The organism is Leeuwenhoekiella parthenopeia (genome assembly GCF_020782115.1).
Taxonomy (GTDB): Bacteria; Bacteroidota; Bacteroidia; order Flavobacteriales; family Flavobacteriaceae; genus Leeuwenhoekiella; species Leeuwenhoekiella parthenopeia.
In genome coordinates this window covers 40,600-55,826 of record NZ_JAJGMW010000028.1, presented here as the reverse complement: position 1 = coordinate 55,826, position 15,227 = coordinate 40,600, and the positions used below count along the sequence as shown (strand labels likewise).

Here is a 15,227-nt window from a genome sequence, read left to right as displayed (position 1 = left end):
CTAATGATGAGAACCCGGACGGTCCTGCGGGCAGTGAGGTTTACACGGTAGTGACTCAGCCAACAAACGGTACATTGGTCTTCAATGCAGACGGCACGTACACGTATACACCAAACGACGGCTTTATCGGTCAGGACAGCTTCACGTATGAAGTCTGTGACGGCGGAAGCCCTCAAGCTTGCGATCAGGCCGATGTAGTGATTCAGGTAATTCCATTACCAACCACGACAAATGATCCACCGGTTGCGAACGATGATACCAATATCACCGAAGTTGGGGTTCCAATTGAGGGTAATGTACTGAGCAATGACTTTGATCCTGATGGCGATGCGATCACGGTAACTGGTAAAACAGATCCTGATCATGGAACTGTTGTTATCAACCCTGACGGTACCTATACCTATACACCAGACCCGGGTTATTCAGGTCAGGATAGTTTTGAGTATACTGTTTGCGATAATGGAGATCCACAGGCTTGTGCAACAGGTACTGTGACCATCGAAGTAATTGCAGATACAGGAAACACAACTGTTGCTAATGACGATGCTTACTACGGTGAAATAAATACTCCTGTGGTAGGTAATGTACTGACTAATGATTCAGATCCAGAAGGTCAGACTCAGACGGTAGACACTTCAGTATCTCCGATCGTAGCTCCTTCTAATGGTACTGTGGTCATTAATAGTGATGGTACGTTTACCTATACGCCAAATGATGGCTTTACAGGTACAGATCAGTTCACCTATCAGATATTCGATGCCGGTTCACCTGTGGCAACAGACGTTGCAACGGTGTACATTGTTATCGAAGAGTCACCGCTGTCACAACTTCAGTTTGTGAAAACTGCAGTGTTGAATGATGAAAATCAGGATGCTTTTGCACAGGTTGGAGAAACCATTACCTATACATTCACAGTAACCAATACGGGTAATACCAGTGTAAGTGATGTTGTAATAGGAGATGAAAGGCTTGATATTTCTGGACTTGCTTTAGTGCCTGAAACATTAGCTGCCGGTGAGAGCGGTGTGGTAACTGCAGTTTACACGATCACTCAGGATGATATTGAGGCAGGTTTTGTTATTAACAGTGCTGTTGCTACAGGTACAGATGAGTTTGGTGAAGAAGTTACCGATGTTTCTGATAATGGTGACGAACTTACCGATGACGATGGTGACGGAGATCCGGGTAACGATCCTACTGTAACAACCACTCCTGGTTCTAAAGGATTGAGTGTCTACAAGTTTGGAACTTGGAATGACGAGGACGGAGACAATGTACCTGACGTAGATGAGACTATTACCTATACGTTTACAGTACGCAATACTGGTGATACAACAATATTTGATATTGTGATTGATGATCCTTTAGTGCCTGTAACCGGAGGTCCGATTGATCTTGCGGGTGGAGCTGAAGATTCTACAACCTTTAGTGCGATTTATACTATAACTCAGGAAGATATTGAGTCTGCAGGAGTTACCAATAGCGCAATAGCTAGTGGAGTTTTAAGCAATGGAGATGTAATTGAAGATGTTTCAGATAATGGGGACGATACTGTCGAGTCTGTACGTAATGATGCAGATGCTGATGGAGATCCAACCAATGATCCCACATTTACACAATTAGCTGGGGTTAATCCGGCTCCGGAAGACATTATTGTGTACAATGTGATAACTCCTAACGGTGATGCATTGAACGACGTCTTTACAATTCTGAATATTGAGAACTTCCCAAATAATAAGGTTCAAATATTCAACCGTTGGGGTGTTGAAGTATTCAGTGTTACAGGATATAACAATGGGGATAAAGCCTTTGAAGGATTCTCTGACGGTCGTGCAACAGTACGCCGAGGAGAGCGATTACCTACAGGTACTTATTACTATGTTATCGAATACGAGCGTGCTGATGGAGAAATACGTCGATTGGCTTCATTCTTATACATTAATTAATAAAACATCATTAGATGAGTACTTATAAAAACAAGCTGGTAATGATGAGAAGAATAGTAAAAGGTCTGATTTGTGGTTTTGTTGTGCTTCTGAGCTTTAATGCTCAGGCACAACAGGATCCTCAATATACACAGTATATGTACAATCCTTTGGTTATAAACCCTGCTTACGCAGGTAACCGTGGAGTGACCAGTATATTGATGTTACACCGCAGCCAGTGGGTTGGACTTGATGGGGCTCCCAGAACTCAAAATTTATCTGTTCATAGTCCAATAGGCGTTGGTAAGGTAGGTTTGGGTTTTAGTCTGGTAAATGATGCTCTTGGACCTGCCAGAGAAACGTATTTCAACGCAGATTTCAGCTATACTATAGAGACCGGGCTTGAAGGTAAATTAAGCTTTGGACTAAAGGGTTCTTTGAATTTATTAGATGTAGACTTTTCAAGAACAAATCCTTTTAACGTTGGAGACCCTTTTCTTATCAATATTGATAATAAGCTTTCTCCAAACGTGGGTGTTGGTATATTTTATCACAACGAAAAGTTCTACGGAGGTTTATCTGCTCCGCAACTATTGCAGACCAATCATTTTGATCGCAGTGGTACCCAAACAGCAGAGACTTTTGTTGCTGAAGAACGCATTCACTATTACGGTTTAGCCGGTTACGTCTTTGACCTTAGTAGCGATGTTAAGTTTAAGCCTTCTACATTAGTTAAAATGGTTGCTGGGGCACCTTTAGCTGTTGATGTAAATGCTAACTTTTTATTCTATGATAAACTTACTTTGGGAGCTTCTTACCGTTGGAGTGCTGCTTTAAGCGGTCTTGTTGGTTTCCAGATTAACGATGGTTTATTGATTGGCTTTGCCTACGATCGGGAAAGTACAGATTTGGGTAACGCTACCTATAACGATGGTACATACGAAGTCTTTTTACGATTTGAATTGTTTAAAGAGTACGACAGAATGTTAACTCCGAGATTCTTCTAAAATTTAAAACTATGAACCATATGCTTCAAAAATTACTACTTTCTGTATTTGTTCTGGTTTGTTTTAGTGCGTTTTTAAATGCTCAGGAACGGGATTTAGCAAAGGGAACAAAGAAATTTAATCAATACGCATTTGTAGATTCTCAAAAGATTTTTCTTCGTGTAGCTGAAGAGGGCTATGAATCTGCTGATCTTTTTGCTAAACTGGCAGATAGTTTTTATTACAATGCAGATTATGATGACGCTGCAAAGTGGTACGCCAAGCTGGTAGAAAAATATGCTCAGGAGGTAACTCCCAACCAATATTTTAGATATGCGCAGGCTTTACGGGCAATAGAAGACTATGAGACTTCTAATGAGATGATTAGTAAATATGAAAGTCTTGCTGAAACTCAGGGAACTGACTACGATAATTCGGTTTCTATTAGTGAGCTTAAATCAGGAAATGCAATGGGTACTTTTACTGTAGAGCGTCTTAGCGCCAATACGGTAGGTTACTCTGATTTTGCTCCTGCTTATTATGGCGAAAAACTTTTATTTTCTTCAACCCGTGATACCGGTAATTTAACCAGACGTGTACATTCCTGGAATAATCAGCCCTTTTTAGATTTATATGTAGGTGATATTGTAGATCAGGGACAGCTTAATGGTGTTTCCAAGTTTAACGGAAGTATTAATACCGAATTTCACGAGAGTACGGCCACTCTTTCACCAGATGGCAAAACCCTCTATTTTACACGTAACAATTTCACAAACGAAACCTATCGTACTGATAAACGAAATACAAACAAGCTAAAACTTTACAAGGCTACCCTTGCTGATGACGGCACTTTTGGAAATGTTGTAGAGTTACCTTTCAATACTAATAGTTTTTCAACCGCACATCCAGCAGTTTCGCCCGATGGTAAAACGCTTTATTTCTCATCAGATCGTGATGGAACTTATGGCGAATCTGATTTATGGAAAGTTGAGATTACTGAAAATGGATTTGGAACTGTTGAAAACCTTGGTGCTGACATAAACACCCCGGGTAGAGACACCTTTCCATTTGTAGATGCAGATGGTAAGCTTTATTTCTCTACTGATGGTCGTGGAGGCTTAGGCGGTCTTGATGTTTATGTATACGATTCAGAAAAAAGCAGTATTTCAAATCTTGGTGAGCCGGTAAATAGCCCCAAAGATGATTTCACTTTTATCTTCGATGCCGAATCAGGAAACGGATATTTCGCATCTAACAGACAGAATGATCCTCTGGATGATGATATCTATACATTTACCCGTGAAGCTTGTGAAAGTACTTTAATCGTTCAGGTAATTGATAAAAACACACGTAAGCCTCTTAACGGGGCGCGGGTTGGAATTCGCGATATTGATAACGAATTACTCACCTCAGGAGTGGCTGAAGCGCCTGATGCTAAATTTAATTTTGACGACCCCGATTGTGGAGCAGACTATTTTGCAAGAGCAGAGATGGAGGGCTACGCAACTGCTGAAAAGAATGTAACAATTCCCGAGCAATCCAGTGAAGTAACAGTGGTTATTGAACTTGAGCCATCAATAGTAGATATTCCACCGGATTTTGACTTAGGTAAACTTATTAATCCAATCTATTTCGATTTTGACAAATCGTTTATACGTCCTGATGCTGCTGTAGAGCTGGCCAAGATCATTGAGATCATGAAAGAATACCCTCAACTGCGCATAGATGTACGCTCTCATACAGATAGTCGTGGCATTGACTCTTATAACATGGCTCTTTCTGAAAGACGTAACAAATCAACCATAGAATATATCGTTGAGAAAGGTGGTATAGATCGTGATCGCTTGACAGGTAGAGGTTATGGAGAAACACAATTGCTTAACGAATGCAGCAACGGTGTTCCCTGCACTGAAGAACAACATCAGCTCAACCGTCGTAGCGAATTCATTGTACAGGATTATTAATACGCATCTAACATAATAAACCCGAAAAGCCTTCTGCATAAGAAGGCTTTTTCTATTGTTAGGCCTGTGAGGTATTTGTACATTTACCAAAAAAGGAACTATGACCGAAGAACTTGTAATTCTTGTAGATGAACATGATAACCAGGTAGGATTGATGCCAAAAATGGAGGCGCACGAAAAAGCTCTTTTGCACCGCGCTTTTTCCGTTTTTGTGTTTAATAAGGATAAGGAGCTTATGATACAACAGCGGGCTCTTTCTAAATATCATTCCCCGGGATTATGGACCAATACATGCTGCAGTCACCAAAGAGAGGGAGAAAGCAATATCGCTGCGGGCAAACGCCGTCTTATGGAAGAGATGGGCTTTACCACAGATCTTGCTGAAAATATTTCATTTATCTATAAAGCTCCATTCGACAATGGTCTTACAGAGCACGAATTTGACCATATCCTGACAGGTACTTTTGATGGTGAACCTAATTTAAATCCGGAAGAAGTAGCCGCCTGGAAGTGGATATCCTTACCTGATGTCAAAGCAGATATTGAACAAAACCCTCACATCTATACCGAGTGGTTCAAAATTATATTTGAGAAATTTTATAACCACATTGAGCGATGAGCCGAGTTACCGTTAAGCGTAAAGCCCATTTTAATGCAGCTCACAGACTGTATAGAGCTGACTGGGATACAGAAAAAAATCTTGAGGTTTTTGGGAAATGCAGTTATCCCAATTATCACGGTCATAACTATGATCTAATCGTAAGTGTTACGGGATTAATTGATCCTGAAACCGGATTTGTAATTGATCTTAAAGTGCTGAAAGATTTAATTAAAGCAGAAATTGAAGATGAGTTTGATCATAAAAATCTCAATGAAGATGTGCCTGAATTTAAAAACTTAAATCCTACAGCCGAAAATATTTGCGTGGTCATTTATGATAAGTTGCGCAAAAAGTTAGACTCAAAGTTTGATCTTGAAATTACGTTGTACGAAACTGCGCGTAACTTCGTTACCTATTCAGGCTCATAAAATTTTAAATAATTAGTTCATATTATTGTATGCAAACAACATTTTACCCCTTTACGTTTCAGCCTGTATTAAAGGAAAAAATATGGGGAGGACAAAAATTACATTCCCTGTTCCAAAAGGGTGATAATGCCCGTGCCAAAATGGGAGAGAGCTGGGAAATTGCCGATCTGCCGGAGGGACAAAGCATCGTTAAGAGTGGTTCTTTAAAAGGTAAATCGCTACACGAACTTATTGAGTTAAACGCGGAAGATTTATTAGGCAGCAAGGTCTATGAGCGTTTTGGTAAAAACTTTCCGTTACTCATTAAATTTATTGACGCCGCTCAGGATCTTTCTATTCAGGTTCATCCTACAGACGAGACCTCACCCACAGGTACCGGTAAAACCGAAATGTGGTACATTATGCAGGCAGATCCCGGCGCATTACTAACAGTAGGTTTTAATCAGAAAATAACCAAGGAAGAATACGATGAGCGTATTAAAAACCTTTCTATTGAGGAGGTGATGGATACGCACGAAGTTCAGGAAGGGGATTCCTTTTTTATCAATGCCGGTCGTATACACGCAATAGGAGGAGGGGTTTTGCTGGCCGAAATTCAGCAAACCTCAGATGTTACGTATCGGGTTTATGATTACAACCGTAAAGACGATTCAGGAAATTTAAGAGATCTTCACGTTGAAGAATCTCGAGAAGTGTTGGATTTTGAGTTAACACAGGATTTTAAACTGCATTACGACCGAAAGAGCTCTAATAGCCCTCAGTTACTCAAGCATCACAACTATTTTAAGACCGATTGGTTAAAGCTTGAGAATAGCAGCTATGAAATAGCGCGTACAGACTCGTTTACCATTCTTATTGCGGTTTCCGGAGGCTTTAGTTATGAAGGTAGCGGAGGGAATGGTACACTACAGGCAGGGCAGACTCTACTGATACCTGCTGCAAATAGCGGAGTGAAGATCGTGTCGGATTCCTGCGAACTTTTAGAAGTTTACCTTTAAGAAAGACAGTACAGGCGGAGATTATTTTACTAGCTAAAATAGACTTACTTTTGCATAAAATTTAGAACAATGGCAAGTATTAGAGATTTAAAGAAAGACATCAATTTTGTACTGGGTGATATTATTGAAGCAGCTTATTTTTGGGAAGCTTCAAATCCCGGAGAAGATCATAAAGAAGCTGAAGCTATCGTAGACGATTCTATTACCCTTTTTGACGAGTTAATCGCTAAGGTTAATGATCAAAGTGTAGAGAACAGAAGAAAGCATCTTAAAGCTGTAAATGCAGAACTTGAAGAGAAGGCTACTCAGTTAGCAGAACGCGTTAATGCGCTCTAAAGTTTAAATGGATAAAAGAAAAAAGCCGGTATTTTACCGGCTTTTTCTTTTTATAAGGCTTTTTAGTACTAGTCTTCTATACTGTCTGTTTCTGAAATTGTTTTGGTCATCGTTTGCTGATCCAAATCTGTATTTTTGCGTTCCTTTATATAATCTTTTAAGACCTTACCGTATTTAGATTTTCTTATTTTGGGTTCCAGAGACTTATAAATGGTGTCGAGATATTTCACATTTGCATCAAAAATTTCGGTTACCGCGAGATAGGGGGCGATCTCATAGGTTTTATTGTTCATTGCGAAATTTACCGTGTATAAATATCTACGCTTTATAAGATTCTGAATTTTTTCATCATAAAAAATAATGGAATCTTCATGATCTTCTTTACGAACTTCAAAACTCTTTTTAATAAGGTTCAGGTTTTCATCATTAAAGCGGCGCAATACTTTATTGTACTCGTCTAGCTTCAATTGATTTTCAGATCCTGTTATGGCTGCCTGACTCTGAAAATTTTTAAGTGAAGTATTAAGGGTCATTTCGCCGGGCTCGGCAAAAATCAAAATACGATCGTCAAAGTCAGAAGCATCAACCTTCTCAAGAGTAAGATAAACCACTTGCGGTTCTTTTAAATCTGCGTAAAGTTCAAATTCAGGATCACCATCTACCACTACGCTGTCCAGATTTACCAGTATGGTATCTTCAACCTTTTGCAGGTAAATTACGCCTTTTCGTAAACCATTGACTTTGCCGCTTAGAACAAAGTTGCCGCTCTTGCTGCAGCTAAGCAATGAGGTAAAGAGCAATACATAAATAAGTAAATTTTTAATCTGCATAAGGTTGTTTTTAAGGGGTACAAATATGCCTAAATTCTGGAGAATATACCAGAATAAAAGATTTGGATAATGTATTAAAGGCGTAATGAATGAAGCCTATGCTTAACCTTTAGTTTTTTCTGATAAAAAGGCTTATTTCCTCAATCAATTCAGGGGCAACCGGAAGTCCCGGATTGCTGTAGGTTTTAGCATTGTCCAGATCGTCTCCGGTTACTTTTTTTAAAACATGGTTCATCGAGTCTATGAGAACCAGTTTGGCTTCGGGTTTAGCTTCTTTTAAGAGCTGAGACTCGCCAGGTGGTACTTGTATGTCTTTTGTTCCTGAAATCAGCAAAATGGGTATTTCCAGAGCTTGAAGCGCGTCGGCAGGATCATAAGCCATCCAGCTTTTTAGGAATGGCTGTACGGAAGGACGTAAAAGTGAAGCAAGACCTATACTGAAATTTTCTGCTTTACCCTTTGTTTTCAGATCGTCAAAAGCCTGCTTTGCATTATCTACCAAGCCCGGAGCCTGTTTCTTAAGTTGATCCAGAATAAGCAAATCTAAGGGCTGACCGCTTCCTGCAAGTGAAACCAATTTATTTACCGGCTCCTCTGCCGCGGCAAGACTGGCTATGAGCGCACCCTGGCTGTGACCTATGAGTATTATAGTAGAATAATCGTGATTTTTGAAATAGTTTATGGTGGCAACAGCATCATCTACAAAATCTTCAAAACGAAGTTCCTCCTCTTTCAACGTATTGTTGCGTAGTAATTTTAGTATTCTTTTATCGTACCTGTACGTCGCAATACTCTTTCGGGTAAGTCCTTCAGCCAGCTTTTTTAAACTGTTATTTTGCTGCATTTGCTGGTTCCCGTTACGATCTGTAGGCCCCGATCCGGCAATAATAATTGCCAGCGTGTCGGTTTTTTGTGGGGGCGTGAGCAATGTACCGCTAATCAACTCATTTATGCGTATTTCAGATTCAATCCAGTCCTGTCCTTTAGAGGAAATGCCCAGGAGCATAAAAGCCACATAAAACAGTGTTTTCATGGTAAGGTTGAGTTTACCGGAATTTTATAGTAATCAAGAATCTCTTTAATTTTTTCGGGATGCTGTGTTCCCAGAAGCAACTCATTTCCATCTTTAAAGTAGAGTTGTACACCTTTATTGCCCTTGGTATTGAGGGCCTTTCGTTTTGTAAATGAAATACGATAACCCCAGCCGCCGTATTCTCTTATGGGATTGTATTTACGAACGGTGGCACTTTTGATTTCTTCCCAGGATTTAAAGCGGGATTTAATATGAAATGGGAAAAAGCGATAGGTAATTCCTTTTGAATCTATAGAAGTTTCCAGTTTAAAGACGTACCAGAATCCCAAAAACAAACCTAATATGACCAGTATGCTCAGAATTACCGAAGCGATCTCAAACCGGCTAAGTTTGAGTGTGTCCCAATCTAAAATAAGCGGACTAATCGCAATGGCAAGTATTACAACAAGCAGCAAACGCAACCACCATTGATCAAATCGTTGCACTTCTTTATAAGTATTCATATGGGACCAGTCTATAAATATTAAGTACTTTCAAAGGTATTAAGAAAAATCTAGGCTCAATCAGAATTAAACGTTAGTTATAGTTATTTGTTGCAGTTTTCGGATGCTATTCCACATCTAAAAATATACCAGAATTGCTAAAGAATCTATGTTTCTTACCGGTAATCGTGATAAAAATAGTTTGCTTAATTGTATGATATTCAATGCTGTGGTTAGCTTTTCTTTTTTTCAAATTACCGCCGGGTCTTATTTGCCATTGATAATGACTAGTTTTGCAAAAAAAAACTATGTTCAGAAAGGCTTTCGCACTAGTACTTATTACCACTTTAAGTTTTTCAGTTTATGCAGATGACTGGGGACAAAAGGGACACAGAACGACAGCAGCTATTGCTTCTACATATTTGACCGGTAAGGCCAAAAAGGCAATAAAAGAGCTTCTGGATGATGAAACGCTTGTCACCATATCTACTTATGCAGACGAGATTAAGAGTTATGATGAATACCGTAAATACAGTAGTTGGCACTATGTAAATGTAGAGCCGGGTCTTACCTATGAGGAGTCTGATAAAAACGATTATGGAGATCTGGTGTCTGCAATAAGGACCTGTGAGGAAGTGCTTACCAGCGACAGAAGTTCAAAGGAAGAAAAAGTGTTTCATCTTAAATTATTGGTTCACTTTATAGGTGATTTACATCAACCCTTGCATTTGGGACGAGCAGAAGATAAAGGTGGCAACGATTTTCAGGTGCGCTGGTTCAATGACGGAACCAATTTACACTCGGTATGGGATACTAAAATGATCGAAAGTTACGGTATGTCTTACAGCGAGCTTAACACCAATTTTGGCGCTATTTCTAAAAAGAAATTCAAAGAACTAACTTCTGGCGAATTAATGTCCTGGGTTCAGGAGGGTCAGCAACTGGCACAGCAGGTTTATAATTCTGCAGATCAGGGAGAGAAATTGGGATATCGCTATGTGGCAGATCATATGGATCTCGTAACTCTTCAGCTACAAAAAGGAGGTGTAAGACTGGCCAAGATGCTAAACAGTATTTTTGGATAGTCTTAAATAATCAGACATATCACACAATTATTCATAGCCGTGGTCTAATTTATACTGTTTGGGCGTGCTGTCGCAATACTTTTTAAAAATGCGGGTTAGATGACTTTCATCGGTAAAGCCCAGTTGCATAGCTATTTGTGATACTGTGAATTCAGAATTGAGCAAACGGTCTTTTACAATATCTAGCTTATATAAGAGGATGTAGTTGTGAAGCGAGTTGCCGGTTTCTTTTTTGAAATAATTGCTGAGTGTGCTGCTCGTAATGTGAAAATGTTTGGCAATACTGGCTATTTTCAATTTTTTGGAATCGTAGATGTTATAGCGTATGTATGCGTAGATTTCATCAATACGTTCATTTTTATTAGCCGTTTTAAGGAGTAATTCTTTAGAAAACTGCGTGTCAGTTACGTTTCGTGCTAAAACACTTAAAAGTGTACTCAGCATATTTGCTATAATTTCAAGATAATATTGCTCCTTTTTTGTGTTTTCCTTATTTATAAAGAAGATAATGCGCCAAACCAAATCCAAATCTTCCATTTTGCGTACCGCAACGTCAAAAGTGCGTTTGGGGTGATTAAAAATGTATTCGCACCTTCTTAACCAATATTGACGCTCAGTCAAATTAATCTTACTCGAAAACATAAGTTGAGTAAGACGGTAGACTATAAAAGTAGTGGTCTCATATATTTTTACATCAGGAAGTTCATCTTTTGAAAAAATAAAAATATCTCTGCTTTTGTAATTAATAGTCTTACCATTAAGACTTATTCGGCCACTTCCTTCTTCAATAAAAATCATTTCAAAATAGACCTCATCACGATCAGGCATATCCCACCTCGAAGTTGTAAATCTGTTAATAAAAAAGATTTCCTGCCAATTGAGTAGAATCATGGAATGATTGATTTTTAGATTTTTGGGACTTTTAATTCTAATGCATCAATTAATAAGTAACAGTAAAAAGCATATAGTTACATTTGTAGCTTTATTTAACAATAATGTAAGAATAAAAATCTTACATATTTTTTTAAATATACGACAAAAGGTAATAAAAAACTTAGGGAAGAATGTGATTTGGAGTGAAATAAAAGTAGTGAATTTTTTCCATGAGCCCTGCTTTTTAAGAATTATTTCTTAAAAAATTAACAAATAATAAATCGATTGTATTTTTTAGTAAGTACTGATAATTAGGTTACTACGTTTTTTAGCTCATTTCTATACGTCGAGGGGGTTTTGCCTGTAAATTTTTTGAATTGCTTATTAAAATGGCTGAAGTTGTTAAAACCACTTTCAAAACAAACATCGGTTATACTGATCGGTTTTTCGTGGAGTAGCTTGGCTGCGTGAACCAGGCGGTATTCGTTTACAAACTGAGTAAAAGTCTTTCCGGTAATTTTTTTGAAATACCTGCAAAAGGCCGGTACCGTCATATTTACCAGATCGGCTATTTCTTCTAATGAGATTTGTCGTTTAAATTCTTCCTTAACAAAGTTGAATATTACGTTGATGCGGTTGTTGTCCTGAAGTTCGGTTTCGAGTATAAAACCCTGAGCATTGAGTATGGTGTAGTTGTCTGTGCGATCTAGAAGCTTTAGTATCTCTAACAAGCCTAAAAGGCGTTCATAGCTTTTAAGGTCTTTTAACGATTCAATTTTTGCCCCGATTTCTCTTTTGGACTCCCCGTGAAATACAATGCCCATTTTGGCGCGCTCAAACAAACCCTGAATACTGCGCATTTCAGGAATTTGAAAAAATGATTCCCCAAGAAAGTCAGGTCGCATTTGTATTACGGTTTCCCGCTCATAATTACTCAACGAGTCGGTAAAACCGCAATGTGGAAGATTTGAACCTATAAGTATAAGCTCACCGTTTCGGTAATACGAAATATGACTTCCTACCTGTCGCTTACCGGTACCTTTTTTTACATAGACAAGTTCGAGTTCGGGATGGTAATGCCAAAAGTTCTGATTATTATTCTCGTGATTTTCGTCGTAGGTTCGGTACGAAAATGAACTGCCAAAACCGGGTTCAATTTTCTCTAAAGCAGGTTTTGGGGATTTAATCATGGCTATGGTCTTTAATCTTTCCTAAAATTAACTAAGACAACTCATAAGCTACTATGCTATTTTAACCTTAATATGTATAATTTTCACAAAACTAAATTTTAAATCGGTTGCAGGGTTAAAATAAGACATAAATCTGCACAATCGCTTCTATTTTTCGGTGGGTCTTCCTCGTAATTTTGAACCAAACAAATAGAAAAACCCAAAACTATGAAAAGTCTATTTAAAACATTGGTTCTGTTTACTGCGATTCTGTTGAGTCTTAATGTAAACGCTGCAGACGGTATTGCCGTGACTGTAAATGACAACTTTAAAGTGAATGTTGCCTACACTAACGCCATTGAAGGCGCCCAGATTTATCTTGAGGATGCAGAAGGTGAGCGTCTTTTTAGTGAATACACCGGTGCAACTGCAAATGACAGTAAAACATTGAGTCTTGAAGAACTTCCTGTTGGGAAGTACTACCTTATCTATGAAGATGTTTACGCAAAATCATACACCACTATATCGCGTACTATTAACGGTCTTGATATTGTAAGTGATGAAGGTAAGACGATCTTTAAGCCCAGCTATAAAGTAGAGAATGGTCTTGTATTGATTTCATTTACAAATCCTAAAGAGGTTAAAACAACAACCCGAATTTATGATGTAAATGGCGAAATCATCGAGTCTCTTGCTAATAGTGATCTTATCGTTAAGCAGGCGCTTGATCTTAACGCGCTTCCTGCCGGGACCTACAGAATAGGTGTAAGCATCGGTGATGATTTTTTTACCAAAGAAATTACCTTAAAATAGTAAAAACCTAATCCTTCTAATAAAGATAACCCTCACACTAGTGAGGGTTTTTTTATATCGATAAATAGAAATAAGCCCAGTACATAAGCCCAAATTGCAATAGGAGTCGTAATCCCAACAACCATTTGGGCAAATTAAGACCGGCTTTTTCAGATGAAAGCATGTAAACGTGTACCAGTAAAAAAATGGAGAGCATTGCAATGATGCCCCAGATTGCAAGGTTTTTAGAAGCATCGAAACATAAGAGAACACCAAGAAGTATTTCAGCAAATCCGCTTAGATAGACAAGACTTTTATGTGCCGGTAAATAGCGTGGCATAATGCGCATGTAGGCTTTGGGTTTTACAAAATGCATTACACCAGCTACAACATACATTGCAGCCATAGCAAAATAGTGCCAGGGAGCTTGAATCATAAATTTTCATTTTAGATAATACACGCTAGGGCCTTTGTGTATCGCGTCCTGAACTCAGATCGGATATATAGGCTTTAAATGTTTTCAACGATTTTTGGTCTAAATATACCGGTTTGAAGCTTATTTCCTTGCCTGTATTTGACTTTAGTACATAATCTCCCTTTGCATTAATCTCAAGTTCAGTTAACTCATTTAAAGGAATCACGGTTTTCCCAAATAAGCGGTGTCTGGTAATGTGCAATTTGCTCAGGCTAAGCAAGGGTTTTTTAGATAAATAGATAAAGTAAATCAGGAAAAAAAGTGCAAAACCGCCAATCCAAAAATCGAGGGTTTCAATTTGCCGTCTTTGTATAAGCCTAAAACTCAAAATCAAAATCCATAAGATTGCTAGTAGTAAATTAAGGTATCTCTTGCGTTTCCGGTATTTAAGTGTAATCATAACTCGAATGAAATGGGGTGTAATAGATTAATAATAAGGCTCATTGAGTAGGGAGTTGCGAATATAGCCCTATCAAACCTAAATCATTTACGGAATGCCGTAAAATAATGATTTTTATTGGAAATTTTGAGGATTATAGTAGCCTATTTGGATAGGCGTCTTCAATTCATCTTCGGTATTTAAATCACGCAGAAGGTTGAAGTTTTTTTGTCCCCCGAGATGATTTGCCAGACAGAGAACCAGTGCATCTGTGATGTCATCGGGTTTTACGTGTTTACGCAATGTACTTTGAAGGATGGTCTTAAACACCGATGCACAATCTGTATCAAAACTGGCAATGAGTTCAAGGCGTTCTTCGATACCCTCTTTTTCAGATTTTTTAGACTGAAGAATACTACCTTTTAAATATTTAAAACAGAGCTCCGGATGTGATTCAATGAGTACCAGTGAATCTGGCTTCTTGTGCACAAATTGATCAACTTCCAAAATTTTAGCTTTGATATTTAAAGATTGTTCCGAAATACTTTTTCCGGTAAGTGCGCTATTTATTTGCTTTGCCCTGTAGCGATCGGGTTCATACACCGCAGCGCGCACCGGGACACTAAAAACGGTTGAACTGCGATTGCCCAATTCTGCACGTAAGCGTTTCTCGATGGTACGCGGGAATTTTTCAGAGGCCAGTCCTATGGGCATATCAATGCACGCCCGGGCAATTTTTCCGGTATATTGAGGTAGTTCATCAATGTGTGGGACTATATGCCAATTATAAATCCCCGATTGATAGGTGATTAGTAACCAACCCGCTTTACAGCCGTCTATTCCAGCAAAAATCATAGCTTTTTGCCAAAAA

At 38.6% G+C, this 15,227-nt stretch carries 16 protein-coding genes; 9 read left to right on the top strand and 7 right to left on the bottom strand.

Annotated features, from left to right (window positions below; genetic code table 11):
- The 7 genes from LLW17_RS16725 to LLW17_RS16695 form a co-directional block, all read left to right on the top strand.
- The coding region (locus LLW17_RS16725) for an Ig-like domain-containing protein (RefSeq protein ID WP_228231435.1) at nt 1–1,946 on the top strand (1,946 nt) is incomplete at its 5' end.
- A gap of 44 nt (nt 1,947–1,990) precedes the next feature.
- Nucleotides 1,991–2,932 (top strand): PorP/SprF family type IX secretion system membrane protein, encoded by a 942-nt coding sequence (locus tag LLW17_RS16720; protein WP_491546743.1) that lies wholly within the window; start codon nt 1,991–1,993, stop codon nt 2,930–2,932.
- Between the two features lie 11 nt (nt 2,933–2,943).
- Nucleotides 2,944–4,875, top strand: a complete 1,932-nt coding sequence (locus tag LLW17_RS16715) for an OmpA family protein (protein ID WP_228231433.1) — start codon at nt 2,944–2,946, stop codon at nt 4,873–4,875.
- Nucleotides 4,876–4,975: 100 nt separating this feature from the next.
- Nucleotides 4,976–5,494, top strand: coding sequence for an isopentenyl-diphosphate Delta-isomerase (idi, locus tag LLW17_RS16710; protein ID WP_228231432.1), 519 nt, complete (start codon nt 4,976–4,978; stop codon nt 5,492–5,494).
- Entirely contained in the window at nt 5,491–5,904 is a 414-nt protein-coding gene (locus LLW17_RS16705; protein WP_228231431.1) for a 6-pyruvoyl trahydropterin synthase family protein, read from the top strand. Before idi ends, LLW17_RS16705 begins: the two co-directional genes overlap by 4 nt.
- Before the next feature lie 29 nt (nt 5,905–5,933).
- Nucleotides 5,934–6,902 (top strand): type I phosphomannose isomerase catalytic subunit, encoded by a 969-nt coding sequence (locus LLW17_RS16700; protein ID WP_228231430.1) that lies wholly within the window; start codon nt 5,934–5,936, stop codon nt 6,900–6,902.
- Nucleotides 6,903–6,971: 69 nt separating this feature from the next.
- Entirely contained in the window at nt 6,972–7,238 is a 267-nt protein-coding gene (locus tag LLW17_RS16695; RefSeq protein ID WP_228231429.1) for a hypothetical protein, read from the top strand.
- A 68-nt stretch (nt 7,239–7,306) separates the two neighbouring features.
- On the opposite strand, the gene LLW17_RS16690 is transcribed toward LLW17_RS16695, so the two are convergent.
- From LLW17_RS16690 to LLW17_RS16680, 3 genes are all read right to left on the bottom strand, one after another.
- Nucleotides 7,307–8,068, bottom strand: coding sequence for a DUF4369 domain-containing protein (locus LLW17_RS16690; protein WP_228231428.1), 762 nt, complete (start codon nt 8,066–8,068; stop codon nt 7,307–7,309).
- A 109-nt stretch (nt 8,069–8,177) separates the two neighbouring features.
- A complete protein-coding gene (locus LLW17_RS16685; protein ID WP_228231427.1) occupies nt 8,178–9,101 on the bottom strand; it encodes an alpha/beta hydrolase in 924 nt (307 codons plus the stop codon).
- The gene (locus LLW17_RS16680; RefSeq protein WP_228231426.1) at nt 9,098–9,604 is read right to left on the bottom strand and encodes a hypothetical protein; all 507 of its coding nucleotides are present in this window, start codon (nt 9,602–9,604) and stop codon (nt 9,098–9,100) included. The genes LLW17_RS16685 and LLW17_RS16680 overlap by 4 nt, the downstream gene beginning before the upstream one ends.
- A gap of 287 nt (nt 9,605–9,891) precedes the next feature.
- Between LLW17_RS16680 and LLW17_RS16675 the strand changes: the two genes are divergently transcribed.
- Nucleotides 9,892–10,668, top strand: a complete 777-nt coding sequence (locus LLW17_RS16675) for a S1/P1 nuclease (protein ID WP_228231425.1) — start codon at nt 9,892–9,894, stop codon at nt 10,666–10,668.
- A gap of 27 nt (nt 10,669–10,695) precedes the next feature.
- Here LLW17_RS16675 and LLW17_RS16670 read toward each other — a convergent pair whose 3' ends face one another.
- Together LLW17_RS16670 and LLW17_RS16665 are read right to left on the bottom strand one after the other, a co-directional pair.
- Nucleotides 10,696–11,559, bottom strand: a complete 864-nt coding sequence (locus LLW17_RS16670) for a helix-turn-helix transcriptional regulator (RefSeq protein ID WP_228231424.1) — start codon at nt 11,557–11,559, stop codon at nt 10,696–10,698.
- A 293-nt stretch (nt 11,560–11,852) separates the two neighbouring features.
- Nucleotides 11,853–12,731: an AraC family transcriptional regulator gene (locus tag LLW17_RS16665; protein ID WP_228231423.1), complete on the bottom strand. Its 879-nt coding sequence runs from the start codon at nt 12,729–12,731 to the stop codon at nt 11,853–11,855.
- Nucleotides 12,732–12,938: 207 nt separating this feature from the next.
- Here LLW17_RS16665 and LLW17_RS16660 point away from each other — a divergent pair, with 207 nt between their 5' ends.
- Nucleotides 12,939–13,523, top strand: coding sequence for a T9SS type A sorting domain-containing protein (locus LLW17_RS16660; RefSeq protein WP_228231422.1), 585 nt, complete (start codon nt 12,939–12,941; stop codon nt 13,521–13,523).
- 52 nt (nt 13,524–13,575) lie between these two features.
- Here the strand turns inward: LLW17_RS16660 and LLW17_RS16655 are convergent, their stop codons facing one another.
- Both LLW17_RS16655 and LLW17_RS16650 read right to left on the bottom strand, forming a co-directional pair.
- A complete protein-coding gene (locus LLW17_RS16655) occupies nt 13,576–13,938 on the bottom strand; it encodes a DoxX family protein (protein ID WP_228231421.1) in 363 nt (120 codons plus the stop codon).
- A gap of 553 nt (nt 13,939–14,491) precedes the next feature.
- A complete protein-coding gene (locus LLW17_RS16650) occupies nt 14,492–15,211 on the bottom strand; it encodes a DUF429 domain-containing protein (RefSeq protein ID WP_228231420.1) in 720 nt (239 codons plus the stop codon).
- Between the last annotated feature and the right edge of the window lie 16 nt (nt 15,212–15,227).